The organism is Sinomonas cyclohexanicum, assembly GCF_020886775.1.
Lineage (GTDB): Bacteria > Actinomycetota > Actinomycetes > Actinomycetales > Micrococcaceae > Sinomonas > Sinomonas cyclohexanicum.
This window is the reverse complement of the sequence record NZ_AP024525.1, coordinates 451,469-474,000: the sequence shown is the minus strand read 5'-3', so window position 1 is coordinate 474,000 and position 22,532 is coordinate 451,469. Positions and strand designations below refer to the sequence as shown.

Genomic DNA, 22,532 nt, shown 5'->3' with positions numbered 1-22,532 from the left:
GCTCGGCGGGTCTACGGAGAGGTTGCCGTCCGTTCCGGTCCGGTGTAGCCAGCGATCCACGCCGCGATCTGGACCCGAGAGGTGAACCCCAGCTTGGCGAGAATGTTCTCGACGTGGCCGTCCACTGTCCGGGGAGAGACGACGAGGGCCGCTGCGATCTCCTTGTTGCTGCGGCCTTCGGCGACGAGAGCCGCAATCTGGTGTTCCCGTTTGGTGAGTTTGGGGCCCGGGGGCGTCGTCTCGCCCTCCGGCCGCGGCGTCGTGACAGTCCCCCGCGCAGGGCGTCCTGATCGGGCCGTGGCCAGAGCGAGTTCAATGGCCCTCTCCTCAGTCGGCACGGCTGGCCGAACGAGGATGGCCTCAAAGCGAGGCTCGCCGAGCTCGCGCCGGATGAGGGACTCGGCCCGTTCCGAATCGGCTCGGAGGTGCGGGCCGAAGGCCGCGATCGTCGTCCCCAGGCCCTTCCACACGGACTGTGCCGTGTGGAAGAGGACTGCGGCGTTCTCGTAGCGCCCGGTGGAGGCAGCCGTCCACGACATCTCATCGATCGTGAGCGCGATGCAGATTCCGTCCAGGAAGCCCTGCTGTATCTCGAGCGCAGCGATCTGAGACTGGCGCGCGGCCTCGAGGTCACCCAGATCGCGTTGGCAGAGTCCCGACACCCAATGGGAATAGGCCTGGGTCCATCGTTCACCAAGCTCCTCGCTTTCCCTGATGGCGTCCTGGCACGCGGCGAGACCTTCTTGGGTAAGTCCGGCATACGTTTGGGCCCACGCCCGCTGGAAGAGCGCTATGAGTGCCGACATCGTGTCGCCGACCCGGCGGTGGACGGCGATGGCCGCGTCGAACATTTCCAGTGCGGGTTCGAGATTCCCCTCGAAGAGCTCGCGCAGGGCGTCCCAGTGGTCGGCATGGGCGGCAAGAACGGGATCATTCAGCAGGTGTGCGACGCGCCGGCACTCCTGCAGGTAACTGCGGGCGAGGTCCCTGTCGCCCTGGACGAGGCAGACCCATGCGGCGGCCCAGAGCGCGTTGCCGCGTTCGGGGCTGGGTTCGGACGAGAGCGCCAGGAGGCGGTCGAGCCACCGGCGCCCGTCGCTGAGGTTGCCACCAGCGTGCCAGTGGTACCTCAGTAGCGCCGCGAGGCGCATTCCGGCGAGCTCCTCCCCCGGGATGGAGGCCGACCAGTCAAGGGCCGACAGGAGATTCGCGTGGTCCCTCCGGGCCGCTGCGAGACGCTCGGCCTGATCAGGCCCGCACCATGACGAGACCATTCGTGCGGCACGCGCGAGGAAGTGGTCGCGCTGCCGGCGGCGCAGCTGGGAGGCCTCGCCCGCGGCGTCGAGGAGTTCGGCGCCGTACTCCCGGAAGGTCATGAGCTGGCGGTAGCGCACACGGCCGCCGCCCAGTTCACGAGGGCCCTCGAGCCGCTCGGCCAAGACCAGCGACTTGGAGACGAGGCGGTCCAAGAGGTTCAGGACGTCCTCCCGGGTGACCTCGCCGAAGCCGCAGACGTCCTCGGCGGCCTCAAGGTCGAATCCCCCGGGGAACACCGCCAGACGCGCCCACAGGAGCCGCTCCGCCGGGCTGCAGAGCTCGTAGCTCCAGTCGACGAGCGCCCGAAGGGTCTGTTGCCGCGGGACGGCGACGCGGCTGCTGCCGGTGAGGAGGTCGAAGCGCCGGTCGAGCCGCTCCACGAGCTGGATGACTGAGAGGGAGCGCAACCGCGAGGCCGCAAGCTCGATCGCCAGCGGCATGCCGTCGAGCCTCTGGCACAGCTGCGCGACCGCGCTTCGGTTGGCGTCGGTGATTTCGAAGGTCGGGTCCACGCTGCGGGCCCTGTCCACGAGCAGGCGCACCGATTCAAACCCTTCGAGGGGGTCGGCCCCTGGCTGCGATTCTGCAGGCGCAGGGAGTGGCGGCACGCTGTAGACCTGCTCGCCGGGGATCCCGAGCGGCTCACGGCTCGTCGCGAGGATCCGCAGCCCCGGGGCCACCTCGAGGAGCTCGGACGCGAGCGGGGCGACGGCGTCGAGCAGGTGCTCACAATTGTCGACGACGATCAGGAGCTCGCGTTCCCTGAGGTAGTCCGCGAGCCGGTCAAGGGCCGACCGGTTGGACTGGTCGGGCAGCCTCAGGGCAGCGGCAACTTGGGATCCGACCAAGTCGCCGTCCTCCAACGCCGCCAGCTCAACCAGCCACGTGCCGTCCCGGAAGGACGCCCCTGACCTCGCCGTCAGTTCAACGGCGAGGCGCGTCTTGCCCACACCGCCCGGGCCCACGAGCGTCAGCAGCCGCGAGCGTGACATGAGATCGCGCATCTCGGCGAGCTCCCGCCGGCGGCCGACAAAGCTCGTAAGGCCCTGGCCCCCGGACATGCGGCCGACCAGTGCAGCAGTGCTCATAACCCTCCTGTGATGCCAAACACGATACAGGTAGCCGAGGGGGTGACTTCACCCTGACCTGGATCAGGGCGAGAACCCTGCACCCATGACCGTCCTGTGATGCCCACCACAATACGGGTAGTCGAGATGGGTGATCTCACCCGGGTCTGTGAGGGGCGAGGCGATCACTCTGGATGCAGACGAACCAAGGATCCGAGGAAAGTACCGGCATCACGACCAAGAGGAGGCCCGACATGAGCACTGACACCCGGTCAGGTGCGCACGAACAGCGGTCACACCAGCCTCCGCCCAGAGCTTGCACCTCGTGCGGAATCGCGGCCATCTGCGGCGGGCCACCCGCAGCCCCCGCGGAGGCCACCCCTACCCCAGTTGCGCATCAATTCACCTCAACACATCAATTCAGTCCAAAGCACACCAATCCGAAGGAGCCATAGGTGCCGAGCCTTGAGCGGTCGCAGTGGTATGACCTCACGCGCGACATGAACTGGACGTTCTCATACGTCGACGAGAAGGACGTCTTCCCCGTGGAGATGTCCAACAGCTACGGCGTCGCCGCCCAGGACTGGTGGTCCTGGGACGAGCCGTACAAGGTGACCTACACGGAGTACGTCCACAACCAGTACGGCAAGGACGCCTCGGTGTACGCCGTCAACGCAGTCGTCGGGCGCTCGAAGATCTTCGAATCGCTCGACCCGGGCTGGAAGTCCGCCATCCTCGCCCACTACGGCGCCATCGCCGTCCCCGAATACGTCGCCGGCATCGGCGAGTCGCGGATGGGCCGCTTCGGCCGGGCTGCCGCATGGCGCAACATGGCGATGTACGGCACGCTGGACGAGACCCGGCACGGGCAGATCCAGACCTACTTCCCGTACGGCCTGCTCGCAAAGGAGCCGCGGGCCGACTGGGCCCACAAGGCCTTCCACACCAACGAATGGGCCGCCATTGCCGCGCGCAGCCTCTTCGACGACATGTTCGCTGCCAACGACGCGGTCTCCACAGCCATCCAGCTGACCTTCACCTTCGAGACAGGCTTCACCAACCTGCAGTTCCTGGGCATGGCGGCAGACGCGATGAAGGTCGGCGACGTCGACTTCGGCTCGCTGATCTCCTCGATCCAGACCGACGAGGCACGCCACTCGCAGCAGGGCGAGCCGACCGTGAAGATCCTGATCGAGCAGGGCAGGAAGGACATTGCCCAGAAGCTGGTCGACCACATGTTCTGGCGGTCGTGGAAGGTCTTCGCGCTGCTGACGGGCCTGTCGATGGACTACTACACGCCGCTCGAGCACCGCACGCACTCCTTCAAGGAGTTCATGGAGGAGTTCATCGTCAAGCAGTTCCTCGAGCAGTTCAGGGACTTCGGCCTGGAGAAGCCCTGGTACTGGGACGAGCACTTCCTGCCCGAGCTCGACTGGCTCCACCACGCTTACCACGAGGGTGTCTGGACCTGGCGTCCGACCGTCTGGTGGAACCCCGACGCCGGCGTCTCGCCGGAGGAGCGCGACTGGCTGGAGTCGAAGTACCCCGGCTGGAACGAGACCTTCGGGCGGCACTGGGACGTCGTGGGCGAGAACATCCGCGACGGCCACGAAGAACTCACCCTCCCCGAGACGCTGCCGATCGTCTGCAACATGTGCCAGGTCCCGATCTGCACTCCGGCGGGCCATGCCGCGGGAAAGCTCGACAGCCCGCTGCCGCACACCTTGGTCCACGAAGGCCGTCAGTACAACTTCTGCTCCGTGCCCTGCAAGTGGATCTTCGAGGAGCAGCCCGAGCGGTTCGCGGGCCACACCACCCTCGTGGACCGATTCCTCGCCGGCGAGATCCAGCCGCCCGATCTGGGGGGCGCCCTCGCCTACATGAGCCTCTCCCCGGAGGAGTGCGGCCAGGACGCCACCAACTACAGCTGGGCCGAGAAGCCCTACGTCCCCGCGGCGACGCTCGTCGCCGCAGACCACTGAGGAGAACCCTGATGGCACTGTTCCCGCTGCAAGGCACGTTCGACGGCGACTTCCTCTTCGTGCTCGTCCCGGTCGATGACCAGGACACGATGACGCAGGTCGCCGAGAAGGTCGCCCACCACGCCGTCGGCCGTCGCATACCCGCGCAAGACCGGCCGATGCAGGTCCGCCACAACTCGGTCGTCGTCCCCGCGGACGCGACAGTGAGAAGCTCCGGCCTCGCCCCGATGGCACTCGTGGAAGTCGGGTACGCGTGATGAGCGCCGACGTCAACCTCGGCGGCGACGTCGAGATCAAGTGGGTCGAGGTTCCTGAGGCGCAGGACATCTGGGAAGGCGACATCGTAGACGCCGCGGTCGACGGTGAGCAGGTCATCATCGTCCACCACCTCGACGGCTCGTACGACGCCTTCCAGGGCCTCTGCCCGCACCAGGAGGTACTGCTGGCCGACGGCAAGTGGGACGAGGAGTCCTGCGTGATCGCCTGCCCCGGCCACCTCTGGGAGTTCGACATGAAGAAGGGCGATGGCATCAACCCGAAGGGGTCCACGCTCTACCGCTACCCCGTCAAGGAGGAGGGCGGCGTGGTCCATGTCGGCATCCCCCAAGACGGCGAGGCCCACTACACCAAGTCCTACGAGAGCTGAGGCTGGCATGACGCAGACCTACAACAAGAACCTGCTCGTCGGCCCAGTCATCCGCGGCTTCGATCCGGACCTCGCCGAGGCCGTGCTGGCTGCGATCGAGCGGGACAACCCCGAGGCCGAGGTGATGGTCGACGATCAGGGCGGCTATGTCCGCATCCACACCCCCGGCCGGTGCGTGCTGACCCGCGCCACGCTCGAGGACGAGCTCGGCTACACCTACCCGATCACGCGGCTGGAGCAGGCGCTCGCCTCCTTCTCCGGTCGCGTGCGGACCTCCGACGACAGCATCGAGTGGTACCTCGAGAGGACCAACTGACATGGCCATGACCCCCGCCACCAACCGCAAGCTGCGCACCTGGAGCCAGTTCGGCGACGTGAAGCGCAAGCCGACGCCCTACGAGGCCGTCACCGGCAAGTTCCACTATCACTTCCGGCGTGAACCGGCGCCGTTCGAGATGGACCCGCACACGCCGCTGAACCTCTGGTACCTCAAGAACCGCGAGGGTTCGGCGTTCCAGGTCGACGACTGGGAGCAGTTCCGCGACCCCTTCAAGCTCACCTACCGCGACTACGTCGCGATGCAGCACGAGCGCGAGATCTTCGTCGATGGAATGATCGACCGCGCCGAGGCGAGCAACCACGCCGCGACGCTGTCCCCGGAGTGGGTTGCGGCCCTCGCAGACGTGCTCGTCCCGCTGCGGTTCCCCATTCACGTGCTCCAGATGGTGAGCCTGTACGTCGGCCAGATGGCACCGTCGTCGTACATCACCAACTGCGCCCACTTCCAGGCCGCTGACCAGATGCGTCGCATCCAGCGGATCGCGTACTGGACCAAGGTGCTCGACAACGCCCACGGTGGCGACATCGCCTCGACCGAGCGCAGTCGTCAGATCTGGGAGTCCGACCCGGCGTGGCAGCCTCTGCGCAAGGCACTGGAGGAGCTGCTCATCACCTATGACTGGGGTGAGGCGTTCACCGCGCTCAACGTGGTTCTCAAGCCGACCCTGGACGCGATGTTCAACGAGGCGTTGAGCGAGCTGGCGACGCAGAACGGCGACGCGTTCGTCGCGGAGCTGGCCGCCGAGTTCGCCCACGACTCTGCCCGCAGCCGCGACTGGACTCAGGCGCTGACGGCCTACGCTCTGGAGCGCGACCCGAAGCTGTCCGAGGTGCTCGACGGCTGGGTCCAGAAGTGGACGCCGGTCGCCGATGCGGCAGTCGACGGCTTCGCCCCAGTGTTCAGCAAGGCCCCCGTTCCGTTCAACCCGGCAACCGTCATCGAGAAAGCACGGAGCACCCGCGATGAGTTCATCGTTGGCACCTCTATCTGAGGACACCTCCCCCGGGGCCGGCGCGCCGGCCTCACGGGAGGCGGGCATCTTCCACGTGACGGTCGAGCCGACCGGCGACACCTTCCCTGTGCGCCCCGGAGAGCCGATCCTGACCGCGGGACGGCGCGCCGGCGTGTGTCTGCCGTTCGAATGCGGCTGGGGATCGTGCGGGACCTGCAAGGCGACGGTCGTGTCCGGCGAGGTCGAGTCGCTCTTCCCAGAGGCCCCGTCGATCGACCCGCGGGACGAGCGCCGTCGCCGCGTCATCACCTGCCAGAGCACGACGGCGACGGACGTGACGCTCAAGGTCACGCGCCTCGGGCCCTTCGCAGAGCGGCCGACCTCCGATCACGTTGCGCGGCTCGTGGACAGGAGTGAGCTCGGTCCGGACATCTGCTCGTTCACGTTCGATCTGGGCGGCCACGCTGAATTCCGGCCCGGCCAGTACGCGATCCTTGAACTCGCCCCGGGCCTGCGCCGGTGCTACTCGATGGACGGGCTCCCGGGACGGGAGGTCACCTTCGTGGCCAAGCGCTATGAAGGGAAGGCCGGCAGCAACACCCTGCACCGCCTGGAGGTGGGGGCCGAGCTGCCGATCGCGCTCCCGTTCGGCGACATGTGGCTGCGAGACGACGACGCCGACGCGATCCTCGTCGCCGGCGGCACGGGCGTGGCTCCGATGCTGTCTCTCCTGCGGCACATCGCTGGTCAACGGCGCACCCACCCGGTGACCGTTCTGTACGGCGCGAACACCAGCGAGGAGCTCGTGTGCCTGGATGAACTGGCCGAGGCGGTGGCCGACCTGCCCCTGGGGGAGCTTGTCCCCGTGGTGCAGAATCCCGACCCGTCGTGGACAGGCCGCAGCGGCTTCGCCACGGCGCCGCTGAAGGAGATCGCCACACCGGAGCACCGCTACTACCTCGCGGGCCCGCCCCCGATGGTCGACGCCGTGATGGCCGTCCTGCGCGAGGCGGGCGTACCCCTTGACCGGATCCACTACGACAGATTCGGCTGAACCGCCGGGCATCTGAACCACGACGGCGGTGGCCGAGTTCCGCACAGGGACTCGGCCACCGCGCCCGGCATTCTGCGCAGAAGGCTATTCGGGCCGCACGGCCGCCAGCGACGCACATACAGGAGGAGAGCATGCACGAGACGCGGAACCATCAACACGGCCCCGGCCAGTTCGTAGGATCGGCGGTCATCGCCGGAGCGTCCTACGGCCACCGGGCCACCCTCCTGCACTTGCGGACGTTCGCCGGGGAAGACCTCGACCTCGCCATAGCCGACACTCCCGACTCGGCAGGGGCAGCGAGACTGCGCAGCAGCATCCACCGTCCCCTCTCCGTCAAGATCGAGCATGGCGGTAAACGGTGCAGTGTGATTGCACTGACCCCGAGTGGGCCGCGGCGCTGGACCGTCACGCTCGGCACGGCCCTGGCGCTGCACCAATCCGGCGTGCACGCAGTGGTCGACGGGGGCCTCCAGAACCGAGTGGCCTGTCCCACCACGAGAGGGCGATAAAGGCATGCCCATCGCCTTGCCTTAGCCTCGGGATGTGAGCGAGTCCTTCGGCCGGCGAGTCCAGGCACGGATCTACCGCGATGGCGTCTTCGGCAGGCGCCCCGCGGTGCCCACCGATCCCACGGAACTCGAGCGGCGCGCCCTCGGTTCGATGTCCCGCGAGGCCCGCGGCTACGTGGCCACCGGCGCCGGGATGGGCTCGACGATCGCCGCGAACCGCGCCGCGTTCGAGAGGTGGCGGCTCGTGCCCCGGCTCGGCCGCGACGTCTCCCGACGGGACCCCTCGATCGAGCTGTTCGGCCGCCGCCACCCCTCCCCCTTCCTCGCGGCCCCGATCGGCGTCCTCGAGCTCGCGCACCCGGCCGGGGACCTCGCCGTCGCCCGCGCCGCGCGCGCCACAGGGGTGCCGATGGTCCTCTCGTCCCAGGCCTCCCATCCCATGGAGACGATCGCGGCCGAGCTCGGCGATCACGAGCGGTGGTTCCAGCTGTACTGGAGCAGCGAGGACACGGTGGTCGACTCGTTCGTGCGGCGAGCCGAGCGCGCCGGGTGCGGCGCCGTCGTCGTCACCCTCGACACGATGGTGCTCTCGTGGCGCACCCTCGACCTCGACAACGCCTTCCTGCCGTTCGCGCGCGGAATGGGGATCGCGCAGTACACCTCCGACCCCGCGTTCCGCGGACTCGTCGCGGCGCGGATCGCCGCGGGCGGCGGTTCCGCTTCGGGGTCCGCGGAGCGCACGACGCCGCGCCCCACCCCCGCGGCGGTACGCTCGCTCGTGCGGCTGGCACGGGAGCACCCGGGCGGGTTCCGGGAGAACCTCGCCTCCCCCGTGCCGCGTGCAAGCGTCGAGACATTCCTCGACGTTTTCGCGCGGACCACGCTTACGTGGCCCGACCTCGCATGGCTGCGCGAGCGGACGCGCCTCCCGATCCTGGTCAAGGGACTCCAGCATCCGGACGACGCGCGGGCCGCCCTCGAGCACGGCGTGGACGGGATCATCGTCTCCAACCACGGCGGGCGGCAGCTCGACGGGGCGATCGGGTCGCTGGATGCGCTGCCCGGGATCGTCGAGGCGGTCGGCGGGCGCGTGCCGGTCCTGTTCGACTCGGGCGTGCGGTGCGCGGCGGACGCGTTCAAGGCGCTCGCTCTCGGTGCCGACGCCGTGTGCATCGGGCGGCCGTACATGTACGGGCTCGCGCTCGCCGGCGAGGATGGCGCGCGTGCGGTGTTCGAGGGCTTCCGCGCCGAGTTCGACCTCACGATGGCCGTGGCCGGGGTGACGGGCGTGGACGAGATCGGGCGGGCCTGCATCATCCCCGCACGATGATGCGCACCACCTCATTCTGGCGGTGCAGCGGCGAGAGCACCACGAGGTCGAGGCGCTCTCGGCAGGCGCGCAGGATCAGCTTCCCGAGCCCCGGATCCCGGGTGGCGTAGCGATGCCGCTCGTCGCAGCAGCCAAGGAGGAGGAAGCCCTCGATGCGCCCGTGGCAGTCGAAGAGAACCTCCTCGACGCGTCCGGTGTGCTCTAGCATGTCGCCGCACGGCTCCTTGCCGCGGACCGGGACTCCGGTCTGCGAGGGAAGGATCGTGTCAGGGTCTCCGCCCAGACCCGCGACCCTGCCCGCAAGGTACTCGACGTAGCGCTCGAGGACCGGGTGCCAGCGGTCGTCCGGAGCGAGCTGGCCGAGTCGCCAGCGCAGGATGGCGAGGGTGTTCTCCTCGGGCAGCAGCATCGTCTCGGCCGTAGCCACCGGGATCTTCACGGAGAACGTTCCGACGACGTACCGCCAGGTGTCGCCGCCGCGGGTTGCGGGCCGCTCGCCGGCTGGCTCTCGCGGCTCCCCGCCCTCACGGAACTCCAGGATCCGGTTCGCCTTGTGGCCTAGGCGGCGCACCACGACGTCGAACTCGTCTCCCACGGTCACGGTGGTCGGGAGGTCGACCGTCAGCAGGCCGGCGAAGTTCTCGCCCGCCGCGGCCGGTATGGGAATGTATGAGACGCCGCCGGTCACGGCGCAGCGGATCGCGTGCGGGCCGTCCGCCGAGAGGCCGTGCGTGGGATGCCGCTCGGCCGCGAGGGCAAGGACCTGGTCCGAGTCGACCTGGGGCCAGAAGATCGAGGCGGTGCTTCCCGGGGGAATCCCGCCCCAGTCGACCATGAGTTCGTCGACGCCGTCGATCGCCCCCAGCGGGCTGGGCCGCAGGTCGAACGTCTGCGGGATGCGGTGCGCGGACGCCGGCCCTGGGTTGTCGGAATGGGTGACCTGCAGGTTGCGCTGCGCGAGCTTGTCCGAGCCCTCGGGCGTTGCCCCGCCGAAGATAGGCGCGCCGTCGTACGCGATCTGGGCGACCAGGCAGTGGTGGGTGCCGTTCAGCCAGCCTTGGACGGTGCGTCCGTCGATGACGTAGGACGCGTCGTAGATGTTCAGGAAGCACCCGAAGTAGGCCCAGACGCTGTCCTCGCCCGCGGGAATCACCAGGTCGCGCGTGTTCGCGCCGCCGGCGCCGTAGTCGCTATTCGCTCCCAGATTGCCGGAGGCGAAGAAGGGCAGGGTCGTGTGCCCTGCCCCGACCTGCGGTGAGGCCGGGAGTCCATTCGCGTCCGTCACGCTCGGGTACGTCGAGGCCGTCTGGTAGTCCGTGTCCGCGGTCTGGGAAGACCACAGCCGGAAGAAGGTCCGCACCCCATTCGCGGCGCCGGCCGCACCGGAGGAACCGCGCATGCGCACTCGGGCGACCGCGAACTGGTAGTTCCTGTCTGCCCTTGGAGGAAAGTGGTTGAGGTCCAACGTGAAGGGAGTGACGGACGAGTCCCCTTCAAGTGCGGAGCCCTGCCCGGGGAGTGCTGTGGCGAACGGGTCGACCCCCGCGGGGTTCGAGTACGTCGCATTGAGCCACGTCAGCAGCGCCTGGATGTAGCCGTAGGCCCCGGAGGTGCTGTCGGCGAGGAATGCCGGGCCTCCCGGCACGGGTGTCCCGTTCAGGGCCGGCGTCGCCGTGAACACCCGCAAGTCTTGGCTCAAGTAGAAGACATTGCCCTGGGCCGGGTCGATGTTGGCGAAGTATGGGTCGGCTCCCGCGACGAGCTCGAAAAGGGTCGAGGTGTCTGTGGAAGGCACCTTCGCGCCGTCGGTCGCGAGGTAGGCGTCCAGTGCGTAGGTCTGACTCCCGGCTGTGGGGAAGGAGGCGAGCGACGAGGCAGAGAACGTGATGTCGAAAGCGACCCGGATGCGCTGCTGCTCGTCAGGTTGTGCGGCGTTCTCGAAGTCGACGGCACCGTTCGGTGCGATTGTCACCCCGGGAATCCCGGCGAAGGGGCCCGTCGGCGTCGGCGTCGACACGTTGAGGGAGCCGAACGTCGTCTGGCTGAAGCCCTCCACTACGAGCCAGAACGCATTCTCGACCCTGCCGCCTGTCGTGCTGATGAGGTCTTGGACCTCGTCCTTGCCGAATGTGTCCTTGTCCACCCAGAAGGACACTGAGCCGAGCGGGAGCACACAGGTGTTGTCCGACTTGCTCCAGTAGCTCTGGACCGAGCAGGTGATCCCGTTCATGTCCACGGTGGCGAACTCGCCGTTGCACGTGTCGCCGATCTCGTCGTTCTTGACGGTTCCCCCTCCCGGCTTGGTGCCCTGGACGAGGATCGAGTTGTTCGACGTGTCGACGTCCGGGTTCGTGCAGGCCTCGACGAGCTCATGGGAGAAGACCTTGGTTGTCGAGTTGCTGCCCGTCAGCGACCCTGTGTTGTCCACCCAGGCGTAGTACGCAGTGTGGCCGTTGTAGGTGAGGCTCTGGTGCTGCCCCGCGAACTGCGTCAGGCTGTTGCTGACGCCTTGGGGCACGATCACGGCGTAGAACCGGTTGTGGCCAGCGGCGGGCTTCGGCATCGAGGCATTGTTCGCGAACCGGCCCTTGAGCATCGCGACGACGTCGGCGTCCGTGTAGTTGTTGGCCGGGCTCGTCCCGTCGAAGATCTCGCTGAAGACGATGCTTCCCGGACCCACCCCGCGGTACTGGCCCAGACCGGTCATGTAGGGGCCGGTCACGATTCCCTCCATGGCCTGCTCGTACTGGGCACGGGACGGGGACGGGGGCGGCGTCGTGCTCCAGAAGCTTCCCCAGAAGACCAGGATGACTTCGACGCCCGTGAGCACGCGGCCGCCGTCGTCGTCAGTGCTCGTCACGGTGTAGTCCGGGGAGAAGGTGAGCTCCCCGCCGGCCGCCTCGACTCCGGGCTCAAGCTTGTGGACAATCCCCCGGTGTAGGACACCGGGGAAAAGGGAGTCATTGTTCGCGGACATGGCGCACTCCGGTTCTGGCGATTTCATGGGTATTGACTTGTATGAAATGCCCTACCTGTGAAATTACAGCTGCCTGACAAGTGCGTGTACAGACGGAGCGGACATCCGATCGTGCGACATATTCTGTTACGCCACGGCGTCGAGACCGCCGCGCCATACTGGACTGATGGAGCTGCGCTTCGATGGTGACGTGATCGAGTGGCGGGGCCCGGCGCCGTTCGTGTTCGTGCAGGTGCCAGCCGAGGAGTCGGACGAGATCCACGACGTCTCCCGCGAGCTCACCTACGGCTGGGGCTGCATCCCAGTGGGCGTGCGCCTGGGCGGATCCGCATGGACCACGGCGCTCATGCCCAAGGACGGCCGCTACCTCGTGCCGCTGCGCAAGGCGTTCCGCGATGCAGAGCGCGTAGACGTGGGCGACGTCGTCCCGATCTCGCTCACGCTCGGTGATTGAATGGCCGCGTGGAACTCTGGGAGAAGCTGCAGATCCGACGCGGCATGACGGTCGCCATCGTGAACGCTCCGGCCACCGCGCCCGCGCTGGTGGGCCCCTTCGAGGCGACTGACGACGCCGGGGCTGCCGCCGCCGTCGTGCTCTACGTCACCAACCGCGACGAGCTCGCCGCCCGCGGCGAGACCGCCGTGCGGGCCGCGCACGAGGACCGGCTCGCGTGGGTCGCGTACCCGAAGGCGAGGAAGCTCGGGACGGACCTCAACAGAGACATTCTCGCCAGGGAGATGACCGCCCTCGGCGCTGATCCGGTGCGCCAGGTCTCCCTCGACGAGACGTGGTCCGCGCTGCGTTTCCGGCCCGCATTTCGCTGAGCTCTGGTCGAGTCGGCGGGCGCAGCAAGAATTGACAACGACGCTCCGATCGAAGGCGCAACGTGGCCCGACGGGCCAAGGTGCCGGGCACCAGCGGGGGTGACCCTGCGGCGTCGTGCGTCCCGTCAAACGGGCACCGCCAAGCCGAGCATGACCGGCGTCGCGTCACGGATCCGAGCGCGTTTGATCCGTGACAACCCACGGCCGAGCATGTCGGCTTCGCTCAGCCGGCGCTTGCCACCTGCCCGAACACCCACCGCCGCACCCACGCGTGCATCGCGATCGCGGCCGCAGACGCCGCATTGATGGACCGCGTCGACCCGAACTGCTCGATCGAGAGTGTCGCCTCCGCGGCGCCGTGCACCTCGGGGGTCAGGCCGGGTCCCTCCTGCCCGAACACCAGGACGCACCGCCGGGGAAGCTCGTACGTCTCCAAGGGCACGGAGTCCGGGAAGATGTCCACGCCCAGGATCGGGAGGTCCTCGCCCCGCGCCCACTCGACGAACTCCTCCACCGTCGCGTGGTGCCGCACGTGCTGGTAGCGGTCGGTGACCATCGCCCCGCGACGGTTCCAGCGCCGTCGTCCGATGATGTGCACCTCTCGGGCGAGGAACGCGTTCGCGGTGCGCACGACCGTGCCGATGTTAAGATCGTGCTGCCAGTTCTCGATCGCCACGTGGAACTCATGCCGGCGCGTGTCCAGCTCGGCGACGATCGCCTCGTGCGTCCAGTACCGGTACTTGTCCAGGACGTTGCGGCGGTCGCCGTGCGCGAGCAGTTCGGGGTCCCACTGGTCACCCTCGGGCCACATGCCCTTCCACGGGCCCACGCCCACCTGATGCGCTGAATGGTGCGCCCCGCTGTGCTCCTGGCGCACGACGGCGCCGGCCTCCTCGCGCTCTTCGCTCACCCTGCCAGCCTAGCCGCGGCTAGGAGCACTTGCCGGGGTTGGCGTTGCACCACTGCTCGTACTGGGCCACGTTGGCCTGATGCTCGGCGTAGGTCTTGGCGAACTTCGTCTCGCCCGTGTCGAGGTTGACCGTCACCCAGTACAGGTAGTCGTTGGGGGTCGGGTGCGCCGCCGCGGCGACTGCCTTCGCGCCGGGCGAGCCGATAGGCCCCGGCGGAAGCCCGGGGTGCACGTAGGTGTTGTACGGGTTGTTCGCGTCCTGCTTCTGGGCGTCGGTGAGCTGGACGGTCTTGGTGCTGAGACCGTAGGTGACAGTCGCGTCGGACTGGAGGAGCCCGCCGGTCTGGTCATTCGGCTTGAGCCGGTTGTCGATGGCTCCGGCCACGTTGCCGTAGTCGGCCCGTCCGCCCTCGGCCTGGACAATGCTCGCTACCGTGAGCACCTGGTACTGCTGGGCGGGATCGGTGATGCCGTCCTGCTTGAGTTCATCCACCGTGGTCGCGACGAGCTTGGCCACGATGTCCTTGGCCGAGGTGCCGACCGGGAACCTGTACTCCCCGGGTGCCAGATAGCCCTCAAGGCTCTTTGCACCGGCCGGCAGGCCGAAGTCGCCCGGCTTGCTGTTGAGCGCCTCGAGGTCCTTCCTGTCCGTTGACGAGGCCTTGGCAATGGCGTCGAGCGACTCGCCGACGCGCATCCCGGCGCTCAAGGCGATGTAGACGACCTTGTCGCCCGAGTTGCCCGCGAGGATCTGCGCGGCGTCGGACGACTTCATCTCCTTCTTGAAGGTGAAGTCGCCGGGGCTGATCGTTGCGCCGGTCTGGGCGAAGTCCCGCATGAAGGTATCGGCGTCAGCGACGACACCTTCCTGCACAAGGTCCTGCGCCACCGCCAGGGCGGCGGTCCCCTTCTGCACGCTGATGTGCACTTCCCCGGTGCCCGGGCCCGGGTAGTCGGTGACGCGGTCCATCTTCAGGGCGGACCGCAGCACCAGCGCGACCAGGACCGATGCGGCGATCGTGACGACGACGATGACGCCGAGGGCGACTGCCGCGATGCGGAGCGGCCGACGGCGCCCGGGGCTGCCCCCGGGAACTGGCTCGACGGCCGGCTTCCCCGCTGCGCTCTCGCTGGACAGGATGCTTTCGAGGCCCTCCGTCGGGTTGGGGCCGGCGGAAGCAGGAATGTCTTGCTGCCCGGAGATCACCGTGTCAACGCTCCTGTCCGTGTATTGCGGCATCGGGGCTGCCCCGGCCACACGGCCCAGAAGATACCCGGACCCCTCGTGGGTGAAACGAACAGCACCCGCCTCAGGCGCCGTAGACGCTCACCGCGGCGGCCTTCGCCACGAGCACGACGGCGGCCCCCGGTCCCAGGTTGAGCTCGGCCGCGGCCGCCGGGGTCAGGTCCGCAACGATCACGTGGCCTCCGGCGTCGCAGTGCACCCGCACTTGTGGACCGCGCGGCTCAAGTTCCCGCACCACGGCGCCCCACGCGTTCCGCGGCGAACCGTGCGGCGCCTCGTCCCGCCGGAACACCGAGACGTCGGCGGGCCGGAACACGGCCAGGCCCTCCTCGCCGGGCCCCGGCGCGTCCGCGCCGCCGGGGACCGAACCGGACACGTCTCCGAGCCCGTCAACGGCGAGGTGACCCGGCGTCGTCGTGCGCCCGTCGACGCGCCCGCGCAGGAAGTTGAGCCCCGCGAGCCCCGCGGCGAAGCGGCTCCGGGGCCGTTCGAGGAGCTCGGCCGTGGGCCCGGACTCGGCGACGCGCCCGCCTTCGAGGACCACGACGCGGTCGGCCAGGAGGTGGGCGTCGAGGGGCTCGTGCGTCACGACGAGCGCGGTTCGGTCCGCGAGGACGCGCCGGAGGAGCCGGCGGAGGGCCGGGGCCGCGGCGACGTCGAGGGCGGCGAACGGCTCGTCCAGCAGCAGGACCCGTGGCTCGGCCGCGAGCGCCCGGGCGATCGCGACGCGCTGCGCCTGCCCGCCCGAGAGCTGGGCGGGGCGGCGGCCGGCGAGGTCGGTGGCGTCGACCTCGGTCAGCCACCGCTCGGCGGCGGCCCTCGACACGGAGCGGGACGCCCCGGCGGCACGCGGCGCGAACGCGACGTTCTCCAGGACGGACAGGTGCGGGAACAGGAGCGGCTCCTGCGCGAGCAGCGCCACGCCGCGCCGGTGCGGCGGGACCCACGTGCCCCGGGCGTCGGCGAGGACGCGGCCGCCCAGCGTCACGGCCCCGGAGTCCGGGCGCAGGAGCCCCGAGCACAGCCCGAACAGCGTCGACTTCCCGGCCCCGTTGGGCCCCATCACGGCGACGGTCTCGCCGTCCGCGACGCGCACGGCGAGGCGGACGCCGCGTGCCGCGAGGCCGGCGTCGACCGTCAGGAGAGCGTCGGCGAGGAGCGCGCTCACCGGGCACCCCCGGCCCGGCGCCCATACGCGAGCCCCACCACGGCGGCAGCCACCGCGACGAGCACGAGCGCCAGGGCGACGGCGGCGTCCGGATCGGTCTCGCGCTGCAGGTACACCTCGAGCGGCAGCGTCCGCGTGACACCCTGGAGGCTGCCCGCGAACGTCAGGGTGGCCCCGAACTCGCCGAGGGAGCGCGCGAATGCGAGCACGAGTCCGGACGCGAGCCCCGGCAGCACGAGCGGCAGGCTCACCCGCCGGAACGCGTGGGTCGGGGACGCGCCGAGCGTCGCCGCGACGGCCTCGTACCGTCCGCCCGCCGTGCGCAGCGACCCCTCGAGCGAGACGACGAGGAACGGCAGCGACACGAACGCCTGCGCCATCACCACGGCGGCAGTGGTGAACGCGATCTGGACCCCGGCCACGTCGAGCCACCGCCCCACGAGCCCGAGCCTCCCAAACGTGTACAGCAGCGCGAGGCCGCCCACCACCGGCGGCAGCACGAGCGGCAGCAGCACGAGCGCGCGCACCAGCCGCAGCCCGGGGACGTTGCCGCGCGCGAGGGCCATCGCCATCGGCACGCCCAGGAGGAGCACGACGGCGGTGCTCGCCGCCGCGGTCGTCAGGCTCAGGCGGAGCGCGGCCAGGGACGAGTCGGAGGTGACCAGCGGGATGAAGTGCACCCAGTCGACCCTCGCGAGGATCCCCACCAGGGGAACGACGACGAACAGCGCCCCCACCACGGCCGGCACCCAGATCCAGCTCGGGAGGCCAGTGAACCCACGGGAGGCGCCCTTCAGGAGGTGACTCCCAGACGGGTCATGGGGCGCCGAAGCCGGCATCGCCCAGGACCTTCCGCCCCTCGGCCCCAGAGACGTACTCGACGAACGCGCGGGCCGTGTCCTTGTCCTTCGAGTCGCGCAGCACCGCGACCGGGTAGTGGTTCACGGCCGCCGAGGACTCGGGGAACGCCACCCCGTCCACCTTCCCGGCGGCGCCCTTGACGTCCGTGACGTAGACGAGCCCCGCGTCGGCCTCCCCGGAGATCACCTTGCCGAGCACGTCGGTCACGTTGGACTCCTCGGACACCGGCGTGAGGTTCACGCCCGCGGCTTTCGCCGCTGCCTGCGCCGCCGCCCCGCACGGCACCTGCGCCGCACAGTCCACGAGCTTCACTCCGGGCTTGGCCAAGTCCGCGAGGCCGGTGATGCCGGACGGGTTGCCGGGCCGGACGGCGATGGTGAGCACGTTGGTCGCGAAGTCCTTCGCTGCGCCGTCGGCGAGCCCTGGGCCAGTGACCTTGTCCATGTTCTTGGTGTCCGCGGACGCGAACACGTCCGCGGGCGCCCCGTTGGCGATCTGCGCTGCGAGGTCCGAGGACCCGGCGAAGCTGAACGCGACGGTCACGCCGGGGTGCGCGGCCTGGAACTGCTGTCCCAGCGACGTGAACGTCTGCTTGAGGGACGCGGCGGCGAACACCGTGATCGTGCGCTGGCCGCCGCCGGATGAGGACGACGGCGCGCCCGCACCCGCCGTCGTCGTCCCGCCGCACGACGTGAGCTGCACGGCAAGGAGGGTGCCTAGGAGGACGCCCCAGACACTGCGCCTCACAGGGCACGCCCCGACGGCGTCTCGACGATCACGGTCGTCGCCTTCACCACGGCGGTGGCGACGGAGCCGGGCTCGAGCCCCAGCTCCCGCACCGCCTCGGAGCTCATGAGCGAGACGACGCGGTGCGGGCCGCACTGAAGCTCGACCTGTGCCATGACCTTGTCCACGGTCACGGCCGTGACGAGCCCGACGAACTGGTTCCGCGCCGACCGGCCCACCCCGGAGGCGTCCGCGGGCGCCGCGGAGGTGGCGCGCGTGTGGGCGGCGAGCTCGGCACCGTCCACGGCGGCGCGGCCGGAGTCGTCCTTGTGCGCGGTCAGCGTGCCCGAATCGACCCAGCGGCGCACGGTGTCGTCGGAGACGCCGGCGAGCCTCGCGGCGTCGGCGATGCGGAGGAGTCCCATGCAGGCCAGTGTAGTTCCGCAAATGCGTGATCAGAACTCAAAATCAACCGCATGTGCGCCTTCTCGACCACAACGGGTGGCGAGGTGGAAGACTGAGGGGGCGTCCGCCGTCGTGCGCGCCACCTGTACCCCACACAGTGAGGAGCGTCCCATGAGCGAACCCGACCCGACGAACCCCGCAGGCCCGGTCCTCTACCGCAGCGGTCAGGAGATCGAGTGCTGGCTGACGGACATGGACGGCGTGCTGGTGCACGAGAATCACCCCATCCCCGGCGCACCCGAGCTCATCCAGCGCTGGGTCGACACGTCCCGGCGCTTCCTGGTGCTGACCAACAACTCGATCTACACCCCGCGTGATCTGGCCGCACGGCTGCAGACCTCGGGCCTGAGCGTGCCGGAGGAGAACATCTGGACCTCCGCGCTGGCCACGGCGGGATTCATCAAGGACCAGATGCCGGGCGCACGGACCTACGTGATCGGCGAGGCGGGACTCACCACCGCGCTCCACGAGTCCGGCATGATCCTGACCGACCAGGACCCCGACTACGTGGTGCTCGGCGAGACGCGCACCTACTCGTTCAATGCCATCACCACGGCGATCCGGCTCATCCTCGACGGGGCCCGGTTCATCGCGACGAATCCCGACGCGACCGGCCCCTCACGCGAGGGCGTGCTGCCCGCGACCGGCGCCATCGCCGCGCTCATCACCAAGGCGACTGGCCGCGAGCCGTACACGATCGGCAAGCCGAACCCCATGATGTTCCGTTCGGCGATGAACCAGATCGACGCGCACTCGGAGACCACCGCGATGATCGGCGACCGCATGGACACCGACATCATCGCGGGCATGGAGGCCGGGCTGCACACGGTGCTCGTGCTCTCCGGGATCACGCGGCGCGAGGACATCTCGGCGTTCCCCTTCCGGCCCAACCAGGTGCTGCCCTCGGTGCGGGAACTGCTGCAGCAGCTCTGAGTCTGATGGGTCACCGTGCGGTGTCTCCAAGGAGACACCGCATTCCGAAATATTGACGCTTCAACTTTTGCTCACCTGTATAGAAACTGATCCAGCGATGACTAAGAGGAGATCGACATGGCACAGTTCACCGACAGGGTTGCCCTCGTGACGGGCGGCGGCTCGGGTCTCGGCGAGGCGATCGGCAAGGAGCTCGCGGCCAAGGGCGCGAGCGTGGTCCTGACCGACATCAACCTCGAGGCCGCGCAGCGTGTTGCGAGGGAGATCACGGACGCCGGCGGCACAGCGTCTGCGTTCCAGGCGGACACGTCGAAGAAGGAGGACTCCGAGAAGGCCGTCCAGTTCGCCGTCGAGACGTACGGGAAGCTGAACTACGCGGTCAACAACGCGGGGATCGGCGGGAAGAACGCGCCGACCGGCGAGATCGACCTCGACGACTGGGACAAGGTCATCGGGATCAACCTCACCGGCGTCCTGTACGGAATGCGGTACCAGATTCCCGAGATGCTCAAGGCCGGCGCCGGGCAGAGCGCGATCGTGAACATGGCCTCGATCCACGGGACCGTCGCGGCGCTCGGCAACAGCGCGTACACCGCGGCGAAGCACGGCGTGGTCGGCGTGACCAAGAACGCCGCCGCGGAGTACGGGCCGCAGGGCCTGCGCATCAACTCGGTCGGCCCCGGCTACATCCAGACCCCGCTGCTGGAGAACAGCCTGTCCGCCGAGGTGATGGAGGCCCTCAAGGCGAAGCACGTCCTGGGCCGCCTCGGCCGGCCGGAGGAGGTCGCGCACGTCGTGACGTTCCTGCTCTCCGACGACGCCTCGTTCGTCACGGGCGGCTACTACCTCATCGACGGCGGTTACACGGCCGTCTGAACAGGAACACACGCACGGCGGCGGCCGGTCGCCTCCCGCGGGAGAGAGGTGACCGGCCGCCGTCGTCCGCACACCCCCCTCTGGGGGGCAGATCCTGAGAGTCAGATCCTGGGAGTCACCTCCTGCGGGTGTGACCTACGAGAGGTGACCTCCAGAAGATGACCCCCGGAAGGTGACCTCCAGAAGATGACCCACAGACGGGCTGGCTACCCGGCCCCGCCGCCGGCCCCGCCGAGCCGCCTCGGGAGGGGCAGGAGCTGCGGCAGGAGCCGGTTCAGCAGCCGGTTGTACACGATCCCGCTCCACTCGGGGCTCGCGTGGGCGGGGAACGCGCCGATGGTCTGGAGGTCGGAGCTGGCCATGTTCGCGGCGAAGAGCCGCTCCCAGCGGTTCCGCGCGGACGCGTAGTCGACCGTCTGGTCGCCCGGATTGCCGAAGAACGCCATCTGGGCGGTGCCGAGCGTGCCCGCGAACCGGGTCGCATCCCAGTCGTAGATGTACTGGGACTCGGTCTGGATGAGGACGCTGGACGGCGCGAGGGGCGAGAGCTGCTCGAGTGTCTGGTCCACGACCTGTGTCCACGTGCGCTCGTTCTTGTGGATCACCCGCTCGCCAAACTCGTACCCGCCGCGCACGATCGAGGGGATCCGCACCCCGAGGTCATACAGGACCACGACGGAGTCGAACCAGCCCTGGTCGAGGACGTCGTACTTCGAGGCGGGCGAGGAGTCGAGCAGGATGACCTGGACCTGGAGTCCGTCCTCGGCGAGGAGCCGTGACGCGACCTCCACCGCGACCATCCCGCCGAACGAGTGCCCGTAGAAGTACAGGGTCCGCAGCCGCCGCTGCCGGACGTACACCCGCAGGGCGTCGAGGATCTCGTCGATGTCCAGGCCCAGATTGGAGTAGCCGATCGCAGCCAGCTGGGCCCGCTCGGCCAGCGAGGACCGCAGCGAGGCCAGGATGATCCTCCCCTCCTCCCAGCTGGTCTTGTAGCCGGGGAACAGGATCCAGGAGGCGTCGGGGAAGCGCTGCCGCGCGGCGTCGTCGGCCACGTCCAGCACCACCGTCTGCTGGCGCTGGCGCTGCACCTCGCGGGTCACGAACGCGTCTGCGGCGAGCAGCGCGGAGGCCGTCGCGCCGCCGAGGAAGGCGCGGCGGGAGAACGCCTTGACCCGCAGCGCGGACCGGAGCATCGTCCGGTCCACGGGCGGGAGATCCACGGGCGGCCTGTCCGCCGGTGGCCGGTCCTCGGGTAGTGGTGGCACGCCGCGCCCGGCTGGGCCCCTCAGTCGAGGCCGAGCTCGTCCTTGCCGAACGCGAACAGGTACGGCACGCCGGCCTCGGCCTCGATGCGCTCCTTCGCGCCGGTGGCACGGTCCACGATGACGGCGACGGCGGTCACCTCGCCGCCCGCGTTGCGCACGCCCTCGACGGCGGCGAGCGCGGAACCGCCCGTGGTCGAGGTGTCCTCGAGCACCACGACCTTGCGGCCCTCGACCCCGGGCCCCTCCACCTGGCGGCCCATGCCGTACGACTTCTGCGCCTTGCGCACCACAAATGCGTCCACGGCCCGGCCGGCCTCGCGGGCAGCGTGCATGACGGCGGTACCGACCGGGTCGGCGCCCATGGTCAGCCCGCCCGCGGCGTCCATCTGCACGCCCGCGGAGTCGATGAGGTCCAGCATCACCTGCCCCACGAGCTGCGAGGCCTCGTGGTGGAGCGTGATCCGGCGCAGGTCCACGTAGTAGTCGGCTTCCTTGCCGCTCGAGAGGATCACCTTCCCGCGGACCACGGCGAGCTCCTTGATGAGCTCGAGCAGGCGGGCGCGGGCGGCGGTGATGTCCAGGGCGGGGGCAGCAGTCATGGTTCCGATTCTACTGGTGGCGGGTCAGGCGGGCCCGGACGACGGCGCGTGGCCGCCTCCCGCGGGCGCGGAGCCATGCGCGGTGGGCGCCGGGCCGTGTGCCGGGCCGGGAGTCCGGGGTGCGGTCCGCACGGCGAGCCAATCGAGTGTCGCGGTGAGGGCGGCCTGGGCGTCCTCGAGGTCGAGGTGGAACTGGTACTCGTGCGGGAGTGCCGGCTCGTGGTCCGCGGGCCAGAACAGGGCCGTCGTGTCGACGCCGGCCCGGACGAGCCGGTTGCGCATCGGGACCGACTGGAGCCATGTGAGGGCGTCGCCGTTGCCGCCGGAGATGAGCGTGGGCGGAAACTCCGGAGTGACGAACTCGCGCGTGGACATGGTGAGCCCGGCGTAGGTCGAGGACCAGTCCTTGGTCCCGGTGTACGCCCACAGGGCGACCTTGAATCCCCAGTTCTCGAGTCCGGTGAGGTCCGCCATGGCCCGC

The 22,532-nt window shown here is 69.4% G+C and carries 22 protein-coding genes; 11 read left to right on the top strand and 11 right to left on the bottom strand.

The genetic code is table 11. The features are described from left to right. Nucleotides 1-11: 11 nt before the first annotated feature. The gene (locus SCMU_RS02325; RefSeq protein ID WP_229231368.1) at nt 12-2,405 is read right to left on the bottom strand and encodes a LuxR C-terminal-related transcriptional regulator; all 2,394 of its coding nucleotides are present in this window, start codon (nt 2,403-2,405) and stop codon (nt 12-14) included. 434 nt (nt 2,406-2,839) lie between these two features. Here SCMU_RS02325 and SCMU_RS02320 point away from each other — a divergent pair, with 434 nt between their 5' ends. The 7 genes from SCMU_RS02320 (at nt 2,840) to SCMU_RS02290 (ending at nt 9,197) form a co-directional block, all read left to right on the top strand. Then, on the top strand, nt 2,840-4,366 hold the full coding sequence (locus tag SCMU_RS02320) for an aromatic/alkene/methane monooxygenase hydroxylase/oxygenase subunit alpha (protein ID WP_229231366.1): 1,527 nt from the start codon (nt 2,840-2,842) through the stop codon (nt 4,364-4,366). Nucleotides 4,367-4,377: 11 nt separating this feature from the next. Beyond that, nucleotides 4,378-4,623 (top strand): toluene-4-monooxygenase system B family protein, encoded by a 246-nt coding sequence (locus tag SCMU_RS02315; protein WP_229231365.1) that lies wholly within the window; start codon nt 4,378-4,380, stop codon nt 4,621-4,623. After that, the gene (locus SCMU_RS02310) at nt 4,623-5,012 is read left to right on the top strand and encodes a Rieske 2Fe-2S domain-containing protein (protein WP_229231364.1); all 390 of its coding nucleotides are present in this window, start codon (nt 4,623-4,625) and stop codon (nt 5,010-5,012) included. The genes SCMU_RS02315 and SCMU_RS02310 overlap by 1 nt, the downstream gene beginning before the upstream one ends. 7 nt (nt 5,013-5,019) lie before the next feature. Beyond that, nucleotides 5,020-5,328, top strand: a complete 309-nt coding sequence (locus tag SCMU_RS02305) for an MmoB/DmpM family protein (protein ID WP_229231362.1) — start codon at nt 5,020-5,022, stop codon at nt 5,326-5,328. A gap of 1 nt (nt 5,329) precedes the next feature. After that, nucleotides 5,330-6,343: an aromatic/alkene monooxygenase hydroxylase subunit beta gene (locus SCMU_RS02300; RefSeq protein WP_229231360.1), complete on the top strand. Its 1,014-nt coding sequence runs from the start codon at nt 5,330-5,332 to the stop codon at nt 6,341-6,343. Beyond that, on the top strand, nt 6,327-7,358 hold the full coding sequence (locus SCMU_RS02295; RefSeq protein WP_229231359.1) for a 2Fe-2S iron-sulfur cluster binding domain-containing protein: 1,032 nt from the start codon (nt 6,327-6,329) through the stop codon (nt 7,356-7,358). The genes SCMU_RS02300 and SCMU_RS02295 overlap by 17 nt, the downstream gene beginning before the upstream one ends. Nucleotides 7,359-7,901: 543 nt before the next feature. Continuing rightward, the gene (locus tag SCMU_RS02290; protein ID WP_229231357.1) at nt 7,902-9,197 is read left to right on the top strand and encodes an alpha-hydroxy-acid oxidizing protein; all 1,296 of its coding nucleotides are present in this window, start codon (nt 7,902-7,904) and stop codon (nt 9,195-9,197) included. On the opposite strand, the gene SCMU_RS02285 is transcribed toward SCMU_RS02290, so the two are convergent. After that, nucleotides 9,181-12,174, bottom strand: coding sequence for a hypothetical protein (locus SCMU_RS02285; RefSeq protein WP_229231356.1), 2,994 nt, complete (start codon nt 12,172-12,174; stop codon nt 9,181-9,183). The two genes, SCMU_RS02290 and SCMU_RS02285, sit on opposite strands and share 17 nt — an antisense overlap. Nucleotides 12,175-12,340: 166 nt before the next feature. Between SCMU_RS02285 and SCMU_RS02280 the strand changes: the two genes are divergently transcribed. Both SCMU_RS02280 and SCMU_RS02275 read left to right on the top strand, forming a co-directional pair. Further along, nucleotides 12,341-12,628, top strand: a complete 288-nt coding sequence (locus SCMU_RS02280) for a DUF1905 domain-containing protein (protein WP_229231355.1) — start codon at nt 12,341-12,343, stop codon at nt 12,626-12,628. 8 nt (nt 12,629-12,636) lie between these two features. Beyond that, nucleotides 12,637-12,999: a hypothetical protein gene (locus SCMU_RS02275; RefSeq protein WP_229231354.1), complete on the top strand. Its 363-nt coding sequence runs from the start codon at nt 12,637-12,639 to the stop codon at nt 12,997-12,999. Between the two features lie 223 nt (nt 13,000-13,222). Here SCMU_RS02275 and SCMU_RS02270 read toward each other — a convergent pair whose 3' ends face one another. The 6 genes from SCMU_RS02270 to SCMU_RS02245 form a co-directional block, all read right to left on the bottom strand. Further along, the gene (locus SCMU_RS02270) at nt 13,223-13,810 is read right to left on the bottom strand and encodes a TrmH family RNA methyltransferase (RefSeq protein ID WP_229233122.1); all 588 of its coding nucleotides are present in this window, start codon (nt 13,808-13,810) and stop codon (nt 13,223-13,225) included. A gap of 118 nt (nt 13,811-13,928) precedes the next feature. Further along, the gene (mltG, locus tag SCMU_RS02265; RefSeq protein ID WP_229231353.1) at nt 13,929-15,116 is read right to left on the bottom strand and encodes an endolytic transglycosylase MltG; all 1,188 of its coding nucleotides are present in this window, start codon (nt 15,114-15,116) and stop codon (nt 13,929-13,931) included. 103 nt (nt 15,117-15,219) lie between these two features. Next, a complete protein-coding gene (locus tag SCMU_RS02260) occupies nt 15,220-16,323 on the bottom strand; it encodes a sulfate/molybdate ABC transporter ATP-binding protein (protein WP_229231352.1) in 1,104 nt (367 codons plus the stop codon). After that, entirely contained in the window at nt 16,320-17,162 is an 843-nt protein-coding gene (locus tag SCMU_RS02255) for an ABC transporter permease (RefSeq protein ID WP_229231351.1), read from the bottom strand. The genes SCMU_RS02260 and SCMU_RS02255 overlap by 4 nt, the downstream gene beginning before the upstream one ends. Beyond that, entirely contained in the window at nt 17,140-17,886 is a 747-nt protein-coding gene (gene modA / locus SCMU_RS02250) for a molybdate ABC transporter substrate-binding protein (RefSeq protein WP_229231350.1), read from the bottom strand. The genes SCMU_RS02255 and modA overlap by 23 nt, the downstream gene beginning before the upstream one ends. 41 nt (nt 17,887-17,927) lie before the next feature. Further along, entirely contained in the window at nt 17,928-18,335 is a 408-nt protein-coding gene (locus SCMU_RS02245) for a TOBE domain-containing protein (RefSeq protein ID WP_229231349.1), read from the bottom strand. A gap of 151 nt (nt 18,336-18,486) precedes the next feature. On the opposite strand from SCMU_RS02245, the gene SCMU_RS02240 reads away from it, so the two are divergent. Further along, complete coding sequence (locus tag SCMU_RS02240) at nt 18,487-19,308, top strand: HAD-IIA family hydrolase (protein ID WP_443020200.1); 822 nt, start codon at nt 18,487-18,489, stop codon at nt 19,306-19,308. 117 nt (nt 19,309-19,425) lie between these two features. After that, a complete protein-coding gene (locus SCMU_RS02235; protein WP_229231348.1) occupies nt 19,426-20,184 on the top strand; it encodes an SDR family NAD(P)-dependent oxidoreductase in 759 nt (252 codons plus the stop codon). 206 nt (nt 20,185-20,390) lie between these two features. Here SCMU_RS02235 and SCMU_RS02230 read toward each other — a convergent pair whose 3' ends face one another. The 3 genes from SCMU_RS02230 to SCMU_RS02220 form a co-directional block, all read right to left on the bottom strand. Then, a complete protein-coding gene (locus SCMU_RS02230; RefSeq protein ID WP_229231347.1) occupies nt 20,391-21,407 on the bottom strand; it encodes a thioesterase domain-containing protein in 1,017 nt (338 codons plus the stop codon). Nucleotides 21,408-21,472: 65 nt separating this feature from the next. Further along, nucleotides 21,473-22,051: an orotate phosphoribosyltransferase gene (gene pyrE, locus SCMU_RS02225; protein WP_229231345.1), complete on the bottom strand. Its 579-nt coding sequence runs from the start codon at nt 22,049-22,051 to the stop codon at nt 21,473-21,475. Between the two features lie 24 nt (nt 22,052-22,075). Beyond that, on the bottom strand, nt 22,076-22,525 hold the full coding sequence (locus tag SCMU_RS02220; RefSeq protein ID WP_229231344.1) for an alpha/beta hydrolase family protein: 450 nt from the start codon (nt 22,523-22,525) through the stop codon (nt 22,076-22,078). Between the last annotated feature and the right edge of the window lie 7 nt (nt 22,526-22,532).